Genomic DNA, 15,411 nt, shown 5'->3' on the forward strand with positions numbered 1-15,411 from the left:
TTAACAGTTATATGATTTTTAATCATCATCCATCGAAATTGAAAACGGCGCACAAGGCGTTCCTTGGTGAAACACCATTTTCCATTGTTCATTACTTTTACGCCAAAGCGACATACGTAAAGAATAATTAAACTCAGCGCGAGCAGAGCGCCTATAAGCTGCTTGATAACTAAGTTGCACTACATCATCGCTCAGCATTCGGCCCTTAAAATGCTGATTATAAAACTGTGGCACAACCTCAGTAGGTAAGCGGGTAAGTACTTGGTATTTATTAAATGTAGTGCCATTGGCAGCAATTTCGATAAATTCATCATCGAGTAAAGCATCTAATGCGCGCTCAGATTGGCGAACTTCTGGGTCTAGTAACTGGCGCTCAGCGTCAATCAAATGATTAAACAACGACACTTTTATTTTGCTGCTCATAACCTTCCCTATTGTTTATAAACTTGCCCGGCTTTCATAACAAATTGCACGTTTTTAAGTACGTCGATATTTTTAAGCGGTGAGCCATTCACACTGATAATATCTGCTTGTTTACCAACACTCAAGTCGCCAATGAGTGCGCTTTGCCCCAGCAGTTTAGCTGCATGTATGGTTGCTGATTTAATAGCTTGGGCTTCGCTCATACCATTGTTTACCATTAAACTAAATTCGTTAGCATTGAGCCCATGACGCGACACCCCAGAGTCTGTTCCAAAAGCTATATTAACCTTGTTTTTCAGTGCAAGTTTAAACGAAGCCTGCATTTTTGGAGTCACTTCACGCACTTTGTCGGCTATTGCCGGTGGCATATTTGGGTTTGTAAGCACCTCTTCACTTACCGTTGCCCCCGCTAAAAGCGTCGGTACTAAATAAGCCCCCGTTTTTTTAAATAACTTTATTGCCTCTTTATCTAAATAAGAGCCATGCTCAATAGAATCCACACCGGCTTTTAAGGCCGCTTTTATACCTTGTGTACCGTGTGCATGGGCTGTAACTTTACGTCCTAAGTGGTGAGCCGTATCAACAATTGCAATCAGCTCTGCATCTGTAAGTTGTTGGTTAACCCCAGCAGCGGTATTACTTAGTACTCCACCCGTGGCAGTAATTTTAATTACATCAGCACCACTTTTAATTACCTCGCGTACCGCACGGCTACAATCATCCGCGCCATTACAAATGCCAATCCCACCTGTAACCGCATCAGTAATATCTTTTCGATAACCGTGCATATCTGCGTGTCCACCGGTAGGCGATATTGTATTACCCGCTGCAAAAATGCGAGGGCCGTTAATATCATTTCGCTCAATAGCGCGTTTTAGCGGAAATATTACTTTGTGATCGCTACCTAAATCTCGCACTGATGTAAAACCCGCATCGAGCGTACGTTGTAAATATTTAATTGAGCGCAAAGCATAATCGGCATCATATTCTGTTGCCCAGCGGTGAGGGTTTGCTTTTGAATCTCGCTCAAACGTAACGTGAACATGCATATCAATAAGACCAGGCATTACAAATTGATTTTTAAGATTGATAATATCGGCATCAGGTAGTTTAAGTTCTGCTTTTGTGAGGTAGCCGTTTTTAATGGCTGTTATTGTATTATCTGTTATGACTAACGTTTGCTCTGTTTTTACTTTTTGATCCTCGGATGCAAGTAAACTGCCCGCATAAATAATTTTATGCTGTTGAGCAAAAGCCCCATTTGCTATTAATGCCAGCGTTATTGCAGTGAATGTTGTTATTAGTGTTGTTTTCATACTTGCTCCTTTTTTATACTAGCATTACCTTAAATAACCTGTAATTGCGAATATTTACGATGCAAAGCATGCTATAAACTAGTCTTGAAAGCCGTTTTTTGGTATAACTCCCCCATTAGTAACACATGTCAGACCACCTTAAGAGAACATACTATGCCTTACGCACATATCACTGGTTGGGGTAAATGCATTCCACCAGCAAGCATTAGCAACGATGAAATTAGTGAAATAGTTAATACCACCGACGAGTGGATAACCACGCGTACTGGCATTAAATCTCGCCGAGTGAGCCATGTAAGTACCGCTGAGCTGGCAACCGTTGCTGCTAAGCATGCTATTGCATGCGCAGGCGTTGATCCTAAAGATATTGATTTAGTGATATTAGCAACCTGTACACCCTCAACTGTTGTGGCAAATACCGCCTCACAAGTGCAAAAAAACATTGGTGCAACAGGCGCTGCCGCAATGGATACAAACGCGGCATGTTCGGGCTTTTTATATGCGTTACAAGCTGCTACAGCACAAATTCAAGCGGGTATGATCAAAAAAGCCGTGGTCATTGCCGCTGAGCGTATGACCTGGTACGTAAACTGGGCACGTCGCGACAGCGCTGTTTTATTTGGCGATGGCGCAGGTGCAGTAGTACTTGAAGCGGCAGATACGCCTGCTGGTTTACTTGGTACCAAAACCGGTTGTGACAGCGAAGACCGCGATATTTTACACATCACCAACTTTGGTAGCGATTTAAATAAGTATGAACCAATTGGCCCATCTGATTTATTATTTGAAGGTCGTGAAATTTTTAAACGTGCTGTTAAAGGCATGAGCGAAGCGTGCGACGATGTACTTAAACAAGCCGATTTGAGCCTTGATGACATTAATGTACTCGTTCCACACCAAGCTAACTTACGTATTATTCAGGCTATTCAGCATCGCTTAAAAGTACCTGACGAAAAAGTAATGGTTAACATTGGTGAGTATGGTAATACCTCTGCTGCGACTATTGCTATTGCGTTATGTGAAGCCGTTGAGCAAGGGTTAATTAAACCGCATTCAAATATTATGTCTGCTGCATTTGGTGCAGGCCTTACGTGGGCTGCAAGTTACATAAAGTGGGGCGAACGCGTAACGCCTATTAGTGTAAGCGATGCCGCTTTACCGCCATGTGATAAAACCGGTTTAGAACTTGTAGCACCGGCCGTTAAAGCATGTAAAGAAGCGAAGCAAAGCTAACACAACATGTAGTAAGCAACATATAAAACGCACTTATTTAAGTGCGTTTTTGCTTTTTAAGGAATTAAATTTGAAACTTTTCGGTATTCACCACGCTGCGATTATTTGTAGTGACTATGCACGTTCTAAACACTTTTATAGCAATGTACTTAAACTTAACGTTATTAATGAGCACTTTAGAGCTGATCGTAATTCATATAAATTAGATTTAGCCATGCCCGATGGTAGCCAAATAGAGCTATTTTCGTTTGATGGATCGCCCGCAAGACCCAGCTATCCCGAAGCACAAGGCTTAAGACATTTAGCTTTTAAGGTAGCGGATGTACAGATTGCAAAAACGTATTTAGAGTCGTGCAATGTAAACGTTGAGGATATTAGAGTGGATGAAATAACCGGTAAAAAGTTTACCTTTTTTGCCGATCCAGATAACTTGCCACTTGAGCTTTATGAGGTTTAAAACTCATAAGCTCAAGTTCTTACTATTGAATCAAAAACTTACTTATTAAAACGATTTTGTAAGTAGTTAAATACAGCACGAATACCTAACGCTTCACCACCCGTTGGACGACCTGGTAATGCACGTAAGTTCCACGCCATAACATCAAAGTGTACCCACGGTGTTGTTGGTTCAACAAATTCCTTTAAGTAAAGCGCTGCGGTAATAGCGCCACCAAACGGTGTGCTTGCGCAATTTGCCATATCAGCTACATCACTTTTTAGTAAGCTTTTGTATTGCTCAAACAACGGAAGTTGCCAAACAGGATCATGCACGCTCAAACCTGCATCAATAATACCATTTGCTACATCGCGCTCTGTTGAGAAAAAGCCCGGAAGCTCCGTGCCTAACGCAACACGACATGCACCAGTGAGAGTAGCAAAATCAATAATTAGCTCAGGATTATCGTTTTGTGCTTCGCTTAATGCATCACACAATACTAAGCGGCCTTCAGCGTCGGTATTATCAATTTCGACCATAATGCCTTTGCGTGTTTTAACAACATCGCCAGGGCGAAATGCATTGCGCGATACTGCATTTTCAACAGCGGGTACAAGCACTCGTAACCTAATTGGTAAGTTAGCTGCCATAATAAGCTGTGCTAGTGCAATAACATGCGCTGCGCCGCCCATGTCTTTTTTCATGTTACGCATGCCAGAGCTTGGTTTTAAATCAAGTCCGCCTGAGTCAAAACATACGCCCTTACCGACTAGCGTAATTAATGGAGCATCTGTTGCACCCCATTTTAAATCAAGTAAACGCGGTTTATTTTCGCTTGCACGACCCACCATATGAATAGTCGGGTAGTTTTGCTCTAGTAACTCATCACCAATCCACTGTGAAAATTCGCCATTGTAAGTTGCAGCTAAATCTTCCATAACTTGCGATAAATGTTGCGGCATCATATCAACCGCTGGGGTATTTACTAAATCACGTGCAAGTGTAATGGCATCAGCTTGTTGGCTAATGCGCTCATATAACGCTTTATCGCTAATGGCTAATTGTGCTTTTGCTGTTGGCTTTTCTTTATATTCACTAAATTCGTAACCACCAAGTACAAACCCTAAAGCAACCTGCTCTACAAAAGCGCTGTCGTCTTGAATTTGATAAGTACCTGTAGGAAGTGTATTTGCTAAATTACCCGCTGCCCAAAAATCATCGCTACTTTGCATTAAACAAAATACCTGGCTTAACTCGCCAGTGTTAGCATCGGGAATAAGGGCTAGCCCTTGCTTTTCAAAGCCCGTGTTATTTAACCAGTTTTGTATAAATGCAGGTTGCTGAGTTTGCCAGTCAGATAATTCGTTTTTTAAAATAAAAGATAAAGGAATACCAGAAGATGTATGACGTAGTAATGCACTCATTAAATAGCTCGTATAATATAAAAATGGTACTTAAGAGCATATCAATAAGCGCACCTAAAAGGTATCGCTAATTTAACGGTTTGTAAGATTACTTTTTAGTCTGTTTTTTTTGAGTTTCTTTTTGATTTTCTTGATTAATTTCTGCGTCGAGCTCTTTAATTGATTTGTTCATGTTAAAGGAGCTAGGTAGTACATCCACCCCAACTAAACCTCCTAATTTAACCACTAAGGGAATAGTGATAGGCGCAAATGGTAATACAGCAAATACACCCAAGCCAAGGCCCTTTAAAATATCGACAAATTGTTCGTTAGCGCGCTTTAACTCAGCTTGATTTGTTTGTCCTTGCGTATAGCGCCTATAAATAGAAAGCATTTCTTTTGTTTCTTGCTTTTCTTGAGCAAGCGCAAGTTTAAGCGCCACCATAGCACGGCGAAAACGTAGCTGTTGGCGTTTCTTGCTAATTTTAACTACCCGCCAAGGTGCACGGTGAATAACTTTATATAATCGCATAACATGCATTTTCACACAGGCATCCATGTTCACAAAGAATAATTTACTTGATTCGCCTCATCTACTATTATTTGCACCAAACTAGTGCCTAATTAATTGATTTCCATGCTCAAAAAAAATACTAAAAACATTTTAAAACCTGAAAAACCAAAATCTGATGAATGTTGTGGCGGAGGCTCTTGCTGCCCGTGTGTATGGGATACATACAAAGAAAAGCTTAAAAAATGGCAGCTAACACAACCCAAAGTTGATACAGTTAATTAACAAAATCAACAACTGAACAACCCAAAAAAATGCATTAACTCACCTTAAAAGCACCATATTGCACTTAATTATTTCATTTAACTTCTTATAATGCACAATTTGAACTACTTTTAGTTAATTTAAACTTTTGTTATTTAATGGTTAATTAATAATTGCTCTCGTTGTTTTTTATGTATAGTCTGTAATTAGGACTTCACTAGATGTGAGCTAAAACTCTAAGGAGTCAAGTAATTTAACTTCCTCCTAACATCCACTGTATTCCAGTCCAAAAACACAAAATAAGTAATACTTACAATGCATTACTAAACAAAAAATTATTCTAACTGGGGAAAATTAGAATGAAATTAAAAAATAACGTACTAAATCAGGCAATTAAATTTGCTCTAGCGACCACTACCGCTGGTTTATTCATCTCAAGCTCTGCTATTGCTGCAGATGAAGAGCAAGCAAAGGCCAAAGTTAATAAAAATGTTGAAAAAATTGCTGTAGTAGGTACGCGTTCAGCTCCACGTTCAATTGGTGATTCACCGGTTCCTATCGATATTATTGGTGGTGAAGAGCTTGAAAAGTCAGGTAACACTGACATGCTTGAGCTTTTAAAAGGTGCAGTACCATCTTTCAATGTTCACCAAAACCCTATTAGTGATGCAGCATCACTTGTTCGCCCAGCAAACTTACGTGGCTTACCATCAGACAGCACATTGGTTCTTTTAAACGGCAAACGTCGTCACCGTGCTTCTGTAATCGCATTTTTAGGTGGTGGTATTAATGATGGTGCACAAGGTGCTGATATTTCAGTTATCCCTAGTATTGCAATCAAGCAAGTAGAAGTACTTCGTGATGGCGCTGCAGCTCAGTATGGTTCTGATGCAATTGCAGGTGTAATGAACTTCCAACTTAAAGACGCGTCAGAAGGCGGTAAATTAGAAGTTCGCCACGGCCAGTACTACGAAGGTGATGGCGATACAACTCAAGTATCGGGTAACATTGGTTTACCGTTTACCGACAATGGTTTTGCTAATTTAAGCTTTCAATACAAAACAGCTGATGCAACTAGTCGTTCTGTACAGCGTCCTGATGCTGCTGGACTTGCAGCAGCCGGTGTTCAAGACGTATCGCCTTTAGCTCAAGTTTGGGGTGCACCAGAAGTCGATGATGATATTTCAATTTTTGGTAATGTTGGACTAGAGCTAACAAACGATTCTGAATTTTACATGTTTGGTAACTACTCTGAGCGCGATGTACGAGGTGGTTTCTATTATCGTAACCCTACATCTCGCCCAGGTGTATATGGTGGCAACATTCGCGATGTTAATGGTGTAAATATGCGCCGCCCTGGTGATGACAACCCAGTTGGACAAACTGCTTGGGATGCTGCTACACCTACTGTTTTAGTTGGCTCTTTAGATGGTTATGACGCCCAATTAGATTGTCCAGTAGTAGAAATTCAAGCTAACGGTGCACCAGATCAATCTGCAATAGATTCACTAACCTCTGCTAATTGTTTTGCATTCAATGAAACACTGCCTGGCGGTTTTACACCTAACTTTGGTGGTAATATTACCGATACTTCTTTAACAATTGGTACTAAAGGCATGTTCACTGGTGGCTTCTTAAAAGATGCATTTTATGACATTAGTGGTACGGTTGGCTTTAATGAATCTCGCTACTTTATTTACGATACAGTTAATGCGTCATTAGGCTTAGACTCACCACGCGACTTTAGTCCAGGTAAATACTCGCAACTAGAGAAAAACTTCAATTTAGATATTTCTAAAGGATTTGATTTTGATTTAGCATACGATGTAAATATTGCCGGTGGTTTAGAGTGGCATGAAGAAACATTTACAGTAACATCTGGTGATGTAGCGTCATTTACAGCTGGTGAGTTTACTGATCAAGGTTTTGGTATAGGTTCTAATGGTTTCCCTGGTTTTAAACCATCTGACGCGGGTGAATACACTCGCCGTAACTACGCTGCATTTGTTGATATTGAAGCCCCATTTACTGAAGATTTTTTAATGGGCTTAGCTTTACGTTTTGAAGATTACGACAGCTTTGGCACAACAACAAACTATAAAGTTATGGCGCAGTACCATGTAACTGAAGATTTAAATGTGCGTGGTTCTATTAGTACAGGCTTTCGTGCTCCAACGGTTGGTCAAGCTAATGTAAGTAACGTACAAACAAGCTTAGACAATGGTGTATTACAAGATTCAGCACTACTTCCACCAACGAACCCTATCGCGGTACAATTAGGTGGTACAGAGCTTGAGCCAGAAGAGTCTCAAAGCTACACGTTTGGCGCTGTATACACTATTGGTGATTTATTTTTAACGCTTGATTACTACAATATCCAAGTAGAAGATCGTATTAGCCAATCAGATAAGATTAATTTAAGTCAAAGCGATAAAGATACACTTGAAGCTGCGGGCGTACCTAATGTACAGAGTCTTGCACAAGTAAGCTTTTTCACGAATGACTTTGATACAACAACACAAGGTATCGATTTAGTTGCAAACTATACAGCTGAATTAATGGGCGGAAGCTCAACATTTAGCCTTGCTTACAACTGGAATGATACTGAAGTAACTCAATTTAGTGATATTACCGGTGCATTTAAAGTTAAGCGTTTAGAAGAAGACTTACCTAATCACCGTGCTACTTTCACATTGTCTCAACAGTGGGAATCTATCTCTGCATTTGCTCGTGCAAATTACTACGGAGAATACCAAGGCGTTCACGTAGATTACGATGCAACAGCAAAAACTGCTGACGCAGCTGTAACTATTGATGCTGAAATTACTTACTTCATGAATGAGTCAATTAGCTTCTCGGTTGGTGCTCAAAACTTATTTGATCAGGATGCTGAAAAACTTGATTTTGCTGAGGCAGCTGGCGCGCCAAATAACAACTGGGGTGGTAAGTATTACGAAACATCTCCGTTCGGTATTAATGGTGGCTTTTACTACGCTAAAGCAACATACACGTTCTAATACTTTTACATAAAGAAGTGGAGGCGAAATGTTAAGACATTTCGCCTTTTTTATTTTATAGTAAATAAAAAATAAAATGCCCCGCTATGCTACTCAAAAAAGCTAATCAGTTACTACAACAAAACATGCTCAAAGAAGCTGAGTTTCACTATAAGACACTATTAAAAAGCAACCCTGAAAATGGTGAAGCTTTATTTGGTTTAGGCAAAATCGCATTGAGGTTAGAGCGATTTGATGCTGCTGTGTACTTACTCCAAAAAGCGTGTGAACGCATGCCTCATATGCTTGAGCCACTGCATGCACTAGCCGATGCGTTTAATGGTGTCAACTCACCAAAAGATGCACTTACTGTGCTTGAATATGCAAAAAGTCTAGCAAATAATAACCCTGAACCTCATTACTACTTAGCTCAGCACTATTTAACACATGGCGATTTAAATAAAGCGCATACCACATTTGCACACGCATTGAGTATGGGGGTTTACCCCGTAACTGCTTATATTTTATTTGAGTTAGTTCAATTAGGCCGCTTTGACAAAGAACACAACTACATAAGTAATCTGCATCATTTATTAATGCAAACAGATAATTTACGACTCAAAATGGTGTGTTATTACGCACTCGCTAAAAGTTACGATAAACTTGAAGACATTGAACAAGCATTTAATTACTGTGTACTAGCAAATAAACTACAACGAAAATTAAGTAACTTTAATACTCAAGAGCTTGAACCTTTTTACAGCGAAATAATTAAACACAATACCAATGCCTTTATGCAAACGTGATAAAAGTTTTACAACTAATATCGCGCCTGTCTTTATTATTGGCATGCCTCGAAGTGGCTCTACCCTTGTGGAGCAAATGTTGGCAAGCCATAGTCAGTTTTCGAGCTTAGGAGAGAGTACGAGTATTAGTAATAACGCAGTTGCTTTTATCGAACAAAAAACGGGAGTTGCTTACCCGCAATGTTTAGCGCATTTAACGCCTGATTTAATCAAAAAAGCCCGCAAAATGTATATCACAACATTAAAAACAGCATCGCCCATCAGTCCTTTTATAATAAATAAACTGCCGAGTAACTACCTATCTCTTGGACTTATTTATGTCCTTTTTCCAAATGCCAAATTTATAAACTTAACGCGTGACTTTAATGCGACTGCTTTTTCAGTGTTTAGTAATTACTTTGCTGAAAACGAGCCTTATTTTTGCTCACTACCTGAGTTTAAGCTTTATCATAAGTTGTATGAAAAACTGATGGGCCATTGGCATTCCTTTAAAGAAATGCCAATTTATGATGTCAGTTACGAAGACTTAGTGAGTAACCCAAAAGAGCAGCTAACGCATTTACTTGGCTTTTTAAACTGTCATTTTGAAGAGCGCTGCTTAGCGTTTTATAAACAAAAAACACCGGTAACCACCTTGAGTAAACATGCTATTCGCCAACCTATTAATAATGCCGCAATCGCTAAGTGGGAGCGTTACAAAACACCTCTTCTAAAGTTGCTTGATGAGAATTAATTAGGGCCTGTTTATCTTTCGAGGTTAAATTTGCAGCAGGCTGTTTGGTATTTAGGCAAGGCAGAGCCTATGTAGTGTGGTTGTTCCCCATAAATAGGCGATAACGCAGCATAAAGACCAAACATCCACTGCCCTTTGAGCTCGATCTAGGGACGATTAACTCTTTGTTGCTCGGTTTTTACTTATTCTTACATGGATGTAAGCCAGTAGAGTAACGCAGGAGCAGTTACCGAGCCCACAAGGTTACAAACTTCGCGCCGCGATTAAATCGCCCCTAGATTGAACAAATTTTAATCCTGAAAGGTCAACAGGCCCTTACTGAATGCGCTTTAAACCAATTAAGTAAATCTTTAAATTGATCATCGCGCGCACTCGGATGGGTAAGCATATTAATATGGTCGTAATCAAAATTATGCCCGTGTTTACGACCGTAAATTTGCATTTGTTGAATGCCAGATCCAGATTCGTCCATGAATTTTTTAATATCGATTGGCTGCGCTAATGCTTTATCTTTTACCGCAGCAATATGAAGTGTTGGCGGTAAATGCAGGCTGTTTAGCACTTTTGCATAATCAAAATCATCATCATCATCATCTATCCATGGCTTCTTTTTAGCCCATTGCATACTTTGATAATGCGACTTTTGAGTTTCATTATCGCTTCCCCACTTATAACCTTTAGCATTTAAATAGCCATGCTTTTTAGCAAGTAAAGGTGCCATAAAATACCAAATCAAATTGGCTTGTAATAATTTTTGAGGATGATTATTAAATAAAGAACGCTTAGAGCCAAAATACACACACGCTTTTACATCATTAATATATTCTGGAAAGCGTGCAAATACACTGTTCATCAATACCCCGCCCCAAGAGTGAGCAACCCAGTAGTCAGGCTTTTTACCTTCAATCAACTCTATTTGCTTAATAAAGGCTGGAATATCTTCTAAAATGGCCTCGGTTTGTCCGTATTTAGCGTCGCTTGAAATAGCCGGCTTACTATCACCTCGGCCACGTAAATCAGCCACATAACATCTATACCCATACTCAGCCAAAAAAGGGGCAAGTCCTTTATTGGAGTGCGTGTAAAAAATTTTACCGTTTTCTACAGCTCCATGCATAAAAAATACCACAGGCCCTTGCTGATTTTCATCACTGATACGGCGTAAATGAAGTGTTTGTTGATCAGCTAAATTGATAATTATTGATTGCTGAGAAATTGCCACAGTTATTCCTTTTTATTACTCTCAACTCATCCTACCAGTAATATTAAATATACCAAAGGAAATGTCTGCACTTTACCCATCAGCATTTGTTACACTTACGTCATTATATCTGTTGTTAAAATGAAGCCATGAAAGAAAATAAAACACGTTCAAAATTACACCCTCGCAACCTACATAAAAATGGGTACGACTTCGATTTATTAACAACAGAGCACCCTGCTCTACTGCCATTTTTTATAACCACACCTGCAGGTACTAAAAGCATTGATTTTAGTGATAACAAGGCTGTTAAAATACTTAATCAAGCTCTTTTAAAAGCGCATTATAATATTGCTTTTTGGGATATACCCGAGCATAACTTATGCCCGCCTATACCTGGCCGTGTTGACTATATTCACTACTTGGCCGACCTATTAAGTGATGATAATCAACAACAAATACCTCTAGGTAGGCAAATTAAAGTGCTTGATATTGGCACTGGCGCTAACTTGGTTTATCCACTTACGGGTACAAGTGAATATAAGTGGTATTTTACAGGGACTGATATTGATGCAGCCTCAGTAAAAATAGCAAAGCAAATTGCGCAGTTTAATGGTTTAAAAATAACCCTAAAACAACAAAAAAACGCATCACATATTTTTAAAGGCGTTATTAATCAAAAAGATCTATACCATTTAACACTCTGTAACCCGCCGTTTCATGCAAGTGAAGAAGAGGCAAATAAAGGAAGTGAACGTAAATGGAAAAACTTAGGAAAAACACCCAGTAGCACGCTTAACTTTGGTGGTCATAATAATGAATTATGGTGCGAAGGCGGTGAAGTACAGTTTATCTCTAATATGATTAAAGAAAGCGAAGACTTTGCAGAACAAGTACTGTGGTTTACTTCGTTAGTCTCTAAAAAAGATAATATTGCAGCCCTTCAAGAAGTGTTAAAAGCTCACCCAATAGCCGAGTATAAAATAGTTGATATGGCACAGGGTCAAAAAATTAGCCGCTTTATTGCATGGAGCTATTTTGATAAAGAAACTCGTGAACAAATATGTAGCGAGCTTGATTAAGCTATAAAAGGAAAAGCAAACCATGATAGATTTTCGCTCTGATACGGTTACAAAACCAACAAAAACAATGCGCGATATTATGTACAACGCACCGGTTGGTGACGATGTATATGGTGATGATGAAAGCGTTAACCAGTTAGAAGTCTATGCGTGTAAGCGTTTTAATTTTGAAGCCGCACTTTATTGTAGCTCAGGTACACAAGCCAACTTACTTGCGTTAATGGCGCATTGTGAGCGTGGTGACGAATACATATGTGGCCAAAATGCTCACAATTATAAGTTTGAGGGTGGCGGCGCAGCTGTATTAGGATCTGTTCAGCCACAGCCTATTGAAAACGAAGCTGATGGCAGCATCCCTTTTAGTAAAATAGCGGCGGCTATAAAACCAGACGATTGCCATTTTGCAAAAACGCGATTGCTCAGCTTAGAAAATACCATTGGCGGAAAAGTACTCCCGCTTGAGTACTTAGCCCAAGCTCGCGACTTTGTTGATATGCATAATTTAGCACTGCACTTAGATGGCGCACGTGCGTTTAATGCCGCTGTTGAGCTAAATATTGATATCACTGAAATCACAAAGCACTTTGATTCAGTTTCTATTTGTTTATCAAAAGGTTTGGGGGGCCCCGTAGGCTCTTTATTATTAGGCTCACCAGCACTTATTAATAAAGCAAGACGATGGAGAAAAGTACTTGGTGGCGGTATGCGCCAAGCCGGAATGCTTGCAGCCGCTGGGCAGTTTGCACTTGAGCACAATGTAGAGCGCTTAAAAGACGATCATGAAAATGCACGTTATTTGGCTCAAAAGCTAAGTGAGATAAGTGGTTTTACTGTAGATATGACTAACACCACTAATATGGTTTACGCAACTTACGCTGGTAATATAAGCATTAAAGAGGTTGCTAAAGCCCTTAAACAACAAGGCATATTATTTAGCCCAAGCAAGCAGCTTAGGAGTTATTGTCAAATCTGGTGTATGAGCTCATCTTGATGCTCTGTTTGATCTTGAGTTATTCTTTCGCCGTCTTTAAATTTTACCCCTGTAATTACTTCAGCCAGTAGCTTAAATCCTCGCAAGCGGTACCATTTTTTCTCTGCCGACTGCGCGAGTTTAAAAACCATCATTAAGGTGGTTGTCCGGCTGCCACAACTCTTCACTTTATGCGTTCTCAGCCTTACCGTCGCAAACGTTGACTCTATCGGATTACTCGTTCTTATGTGCATCCAATGCTCAGCAGGATAATCATAAAATGCCAGCATTTCATCTTTATCCTTCATCAAGCAATCCGTCGCTTTTGGGTATTTGACTGAGTAATTTTTAACAAATAAATCATACGCTTTATAAGCAGAAGCTCGACTCTCTGCCATCCAGATATCTTGTAAATTCGCTTTGATTTTAGGTTGCATTGATTTCGGCACTTTGTTTAGCACATTCGCGATTTTATGCACCCAGCAACGTTGATGTTGGGTTGTTGGCCATACTTTGGTGAGGGCATTCCAAAACCCCAGCGCACCATCCCCTATGGCCAATTTTGGTGGTATTGTTAGACCCTGTGAGCGCAGTTGATTTAACACTTCAGTCCAGCTCTGCTCAGACTCACGAACCCCGTCAACCACCGCCAATAGCTCCTTTCTGCCCGTTTCATCTACCCCCATAATTACCAGTAAGCACAGCTTATCATCCATTCGAATTTTACTGTAAATCCCATCGGCCCAGATATACACATATCGACGTTTAGCCAAGGAACGTTTAGACCACTGCTGATACTCCGTTTCCCAGGTGGATTTCAACCGAGAGACACTATTGGCCGACAAACCTTTGGCTTGCTCGCCTAAAAGAGACACTAAAGCGGGCTGCATATCACCCGTCGAAATTCCTCGTAAATAGAGCCATGGGATCAGCTCTTCGATATTTTTTGTCCGTTTCAGATAAGGCGGGATCAAGGCACTATTGAATTTAATGCCTTCCTTTTTTCGATCCCTGACTTTAGGTATTTTGACCTCAATATCACCAAGGCCTGTTTGGATCGTACGCTCAGGCTGGTGACCATTTTTGACGATCCGCTGAAGTCCCTCGACGGTCTCATGCTGGTATTGAGCCAATAAAACAGCCAACTCAGCCTCAATCGCTTGAGCTAACAACTGCTGCGCCCCGCTTTTAAGCAACTGCTCTAACGGATTGTCTGGTTTTTCAATGGAAATAACATTATCATTTTCAGTCATTGCGATGTCTCTCTGGTTAATTGTTGATCCGGTCAAGATCAATTAACAGATTACATCGCAATGACTTTTTCTCATACACCAGAAACGACTATAGCTCCGCAGCTTAGGCTAGTAACGCATTTAGATATAACCCGCGAAGATATTGATATATTTTTAAATGCTTTGTTGGCCCATATTTAACGCGGCTTTATAATGTTTGCGGCATACCGAAACATATCGGTCATTGCCGCCAATTTCTACTTGGTTACCATCGGCTATTGCTTCACCATTTTCATCGGTACGCAGTACATGGTTTGCTTTACGTCCGCAGTGGCATACAGTTTTAAGCTCAATTAACTTATCAGCCCACGCTAGCAAATATTGCGAGCCTATAAATAGCTCGCCTCTAAAGTCGTTACGCAAGCCATAACACAATACCGGTATACCTAATTCATCAACTACATCGGTTAATTGCATTACTTGTTCTTTTGATAAAAATTGGCATTCATCAACCAATACACAATGGCGTTTTTTATCATTATTGAGTGATTGAATAAGATCAAAAACATCTTTACTAGCATCAAAAACATGCGCATCTGCTTGTAAGCCAATACGAGATGATACTTTACCCACACCTTGCCTATCATCAATGGCTGCGGTGAGGATCACAGGTTCCATACCACGCTCTTTATAGTTAAATGCCGATTGTAATAACGTGGTTGATTTACCTGCATTCATTGCAGAGTAGTAAAAGTATAATTGAGCCATTGCTGTGCCATTTTATAAAAAGTGCGCTTATGCTACC

The 15,411-nt window shown here is 40.0% G+C and carries 13 protein-coding genes and 1 pseudogene; 7 read left to right on the forward strand and 7 right to left on the reverse strand.

All coding sequences use genetic code 11. From position 1 onward, the window contains the following. Nucleotides 1–18: 18 nt before the first annotated feature. Both AC0VZ4_RS22085 and AC0VZ4_RS22090 read right to left on the reverse strand, forming a co-directional pair. Nucleotides 19–423 carry a nuclear transport factor 2 family protein gene (locus AC0VZ4_RS22085; RefSeq protein WP_008133851.1) on the reverse strand — a complete coding sequence of 135 codons (405 nt, stop codon included), beginning with the start codon at nt 421–423 and terminating at the stop codon, nt 19–21. An 8-nt stretch (nt 424–431) separates the two neighbouring features. Then, the gene (locus AC0VZ4_RS22090; protein ID WP_475442150.1) at nt 432–1,739 is read right to left on the reverse strand and encodes a metal-dependent hydrolase family protein; all 1,308 of its coding nucleotides are present in this window, start codon (nt 1,737–1,739) and stop codon (nt 432–434) included. A 153-nt stretch (nt 1,740–1,892) separates the two neighbouring features. On the opposite strand from AC0VZ4_RS22090, the gene AC0VZ4_RS22095 reads away from it, so the two are divergent. Together AC0VZ4_RS22095 and gloA2 are read left to right on the forward strand one after the other, a co-directional pair. Further along, complete coding sequence (locus tag AC0VZ4_RS22095) at nt 1,893–2,972, forward strand: beta-ketoacyl-ACP synthase 3 (RefSeq protein WP_475442151.1); 1,080 nt, start codon at nt 1,893–1,895, stop codon at nt 2,970–2,972. A gap of 70 nt (nt 2,973–3,042) precedes the next feature. Next, nucleotides 3,043–3,429, forward strand: coding sequence for an SMU1112c/YaeR family gloxylase I-like metalloprotein (gene gloA2 / locus AC0VZ4_RS22100; protein WP_475442152.1), 387 nt, complete (start codon nt 3,043–3,045; stop codon nt 3,427–3,429). A gap of 38 nt (nt 3,430–3,467) precedes the next feature. On the opposite strand, the gene AC0VZ4_RS22105 is transcribed toward gloA2, so the two are convergent. Next, nucleotides 3,468–4,832 (reverse strand): leucyl aminopeptidase family protein, encoded by a 1,365-nt coding sequence (locus AC0VZ4_RS22105; protein WP_475442153.1) that lies wholly within the window; start codon nt 4,830–4,832, stop codon nt 3,468–3,470. An 88-nt stretch (nt 4,833–4,920) separates the two neighbouring features. Continuing rightward, on the reverse strand, nt 4,921–5,343 hold the full coding sequence (locus AC0VZ4_RS22110; RefSeq protein ID WP_149605049.1) for a hypothetical protein: 423 nt from the start codon (nt 5,341–5,343) through the stop codon (nt 4,921–4,923). 105 nt (nt 5,344–5,448) lie between these two features. Here AC0VZ4_RS22110 and AC0VZ4_RS22115 point away from each other — a divergent pair, with 105 nt between their 5' ends. The 3 genes and pseudogenes from AC0VZ4_RS22115 to AC0VZ4_RS22125 all read left to right on the forward strand — a co-directional run bounded on the left by AC0VZ4_RS22115 (nt 5,449) and on the right by AC0VZ4_RS22125 (nt 10,121). Next, on the forward strand, nt 5,449–5,607 hold the full coding sequence (locus AC0VZ4_RS22115; RefSeq protein WP_475442154.1) for an oxidoreductase-like domain-containing protein: 159 nt from the start codon (nt 5,449–5,451) through the stop codon (nt 5,605–5,607). A 338-nt stretch (nt 5,608–5,945) separates the two neighbouring features. Beyond that, nucleotides 5,946–8,603, forward strand: a complete 2,658-nt coding sequence (locus AC0VZ4_RS22120; protein ID WP_475442155.1) for a TonB-dependent receptor plug domain-containing protein — start codon at nt 5,946–5,948, stop codon at nt 8,601–8,603. A gap of 86 nt (nt 8,604–8,689) precedes the next feature. Beyond that, a pseudogene (locus AC0VZ4_RS22125) lies at nt 8,690–10,121 on the forward strand (tetratricopeptide repeat-containing sulfotransferase family protein). A 304-nt stretch (nt 10,122–10,425) separates the two neighbouring features. Here AC0VZ4_RS22125 and AC0VZ4_RS22130 read toward each other — a convergent pair. After that, nucleotides 10,426–11,343: an alpha/beta fold hydrolase gene (locus AC0VZ4_RS22130; RefSeq protein WP_475442156.1), complete on the reverse strand. Its 918-nt coding sequence runs from the start codon at nt 11,341–11,343 to the stop codon at nt 10,426–10,428. Between the two features lie 128 nt (nt 11,344–11,471). On the opposite strand from AC0VZ4_RS22130, the gene rlmF reads away from it, so the two are divergent. Both rlmF and ltaE read left to right on the forward strand, forming a co-directional pair. Beyond that, nucleotides 11,472–12,404 (forward strand): 23S rRNA (adenine(1618)-N(6))-methyltransferase RlmF, encoded by a 933-nt coding sequence (gene rlmF, locus AC0VZ4_RS22135; RefSeq protein WP_475442157.1) that lies wholly within the window; start codon nt 11,472–11,474, stop codon nt 12,402–12,404. A gap of 22 nt (nt 12,405–12,426) precedes the next feature. Continuing rightward, nucleotides 12,427–13,395 (forward strand): low-specificity L-threonine aldolase, encoded by a 969-nt coding sequence (ltaE, locus tag AC0VZ4_RS22140; RefSeq protein ID WP_475442158.1) that lies wholly within the window; start codon nt 12,427–12,429, stop codon nt 13,393–13,395. Here ltaE and AC0VZ4_RS22145 read toward each other — a convergent pair. Further along, on the reverse strand, nt 13,368–14,627 hold the full coding sequence (locus tag AC0VZ4_RS22145) for an IS256 family transposase (RefSeq protein WP_475439694.1): 1,260 nt from the start codon (nt 14,625–14,627) through the stop codon (nt 13,368–13,370). The two genes, ltaE and AC0VZ4_RS22145, sit on opposite strands and share 28 nt — an antisense overlap. A 153-nt stretch (nt 14,628–14,780) precedes the next feature. Continuing rightward, complete coding sequence (locus AC0VZ4_RS22150; protein WP_475442159.1) at nt 14,781–15,374, reverse strand: thymidine kinase; 594 nt, start codon at nt 15,372–15,374, stop codon at nt 14,781–14,783. Between the last annotated feature and the right edge of the window lie 37 nt (nt 15,375–15,411).

It is taken from the genome of Pseudoalteromonas sp. QJM3NY_22 (assembly GCF_056173065.1).

Bases quoted from the DNA above. Each gene is read 5' to 3' on its own strand.
- AC0VZ4_RS22085 (WP_008133851.1), bottom strand. From the start codon at position 423: ATGAGCAGCAAAATAAAAGTGTCGTTGTTTAATCATTTGATTGACGCT.
- AC0VZ4_RS22090 (WP_475442150.1), bottom strand. From the start codon at position 1,739: ATGAAAACAACACTAATAACAACATTCACTGCAATAACGCTGGCATTA.
- AC0VZ4_RS22095 (WP_475442151.1), top strand. From the start codon at position 1,893: ATGCCTTACGCACATATCACTGGTTGGGGTAAATGCATTCCACCAGCA.
- AC0VZ4_RS22105 (WP_475442153.1), bottom strand. From the start codon at position 4,832: ATGAGTGCATTACTACGTCATACATCTTCTGGTATTCCTTTATCTTTT.
- AC0VZ4_RS22110 (WP_149605049.1), bottom strand. From the start codon at position 5,343: ATGCGATTATATAAAGTTATTCACCGTGCACCTTGGCGGGTAGTTAAA.
- AC0VZ4_RS22115 (WP_475442154.1), top strand. From the start codon at position 5,449: ATGCTCAAAAAAAATACTAAAAACATTTTAAAACCTGAAAAACCAAAA.
- AC0VZ4_RS22120 (WP_475442155.1), top strand. From the start codon at position 5,946: ATGAAATTAAAAAATAACGTACTAAATCAGGCAATTAAATTTGCTCTA.
- rlmF (WP_475442157.1), top strand. From the start codon at position 11,472: ATGAAAGAAAATAAAACACGTTCAAAATTACACCCTCGCAACCTACAT.
- ltaE (WP_475442158.1), top strand. From the start codon at position 12,427: ATGATAGATTTTCGCTCTGATACGGTTACAAAACCAACAAAAACAATG.
- AC0VZ4_RS22145 (WP_475439694.1), bottom strand. From the start codon at position 14,627: ATGACTGAAAATGATAATGTTATTTCCATTGAAAAACCAGACAATCCG.
- AC0VZ4_RS22150 (WP_475442159.1), bottom strand. From the start codon at position 15,374: ATGGCTCAATTATACTTTTACTACTCTGCAATGAATGCAGGTAAATCA.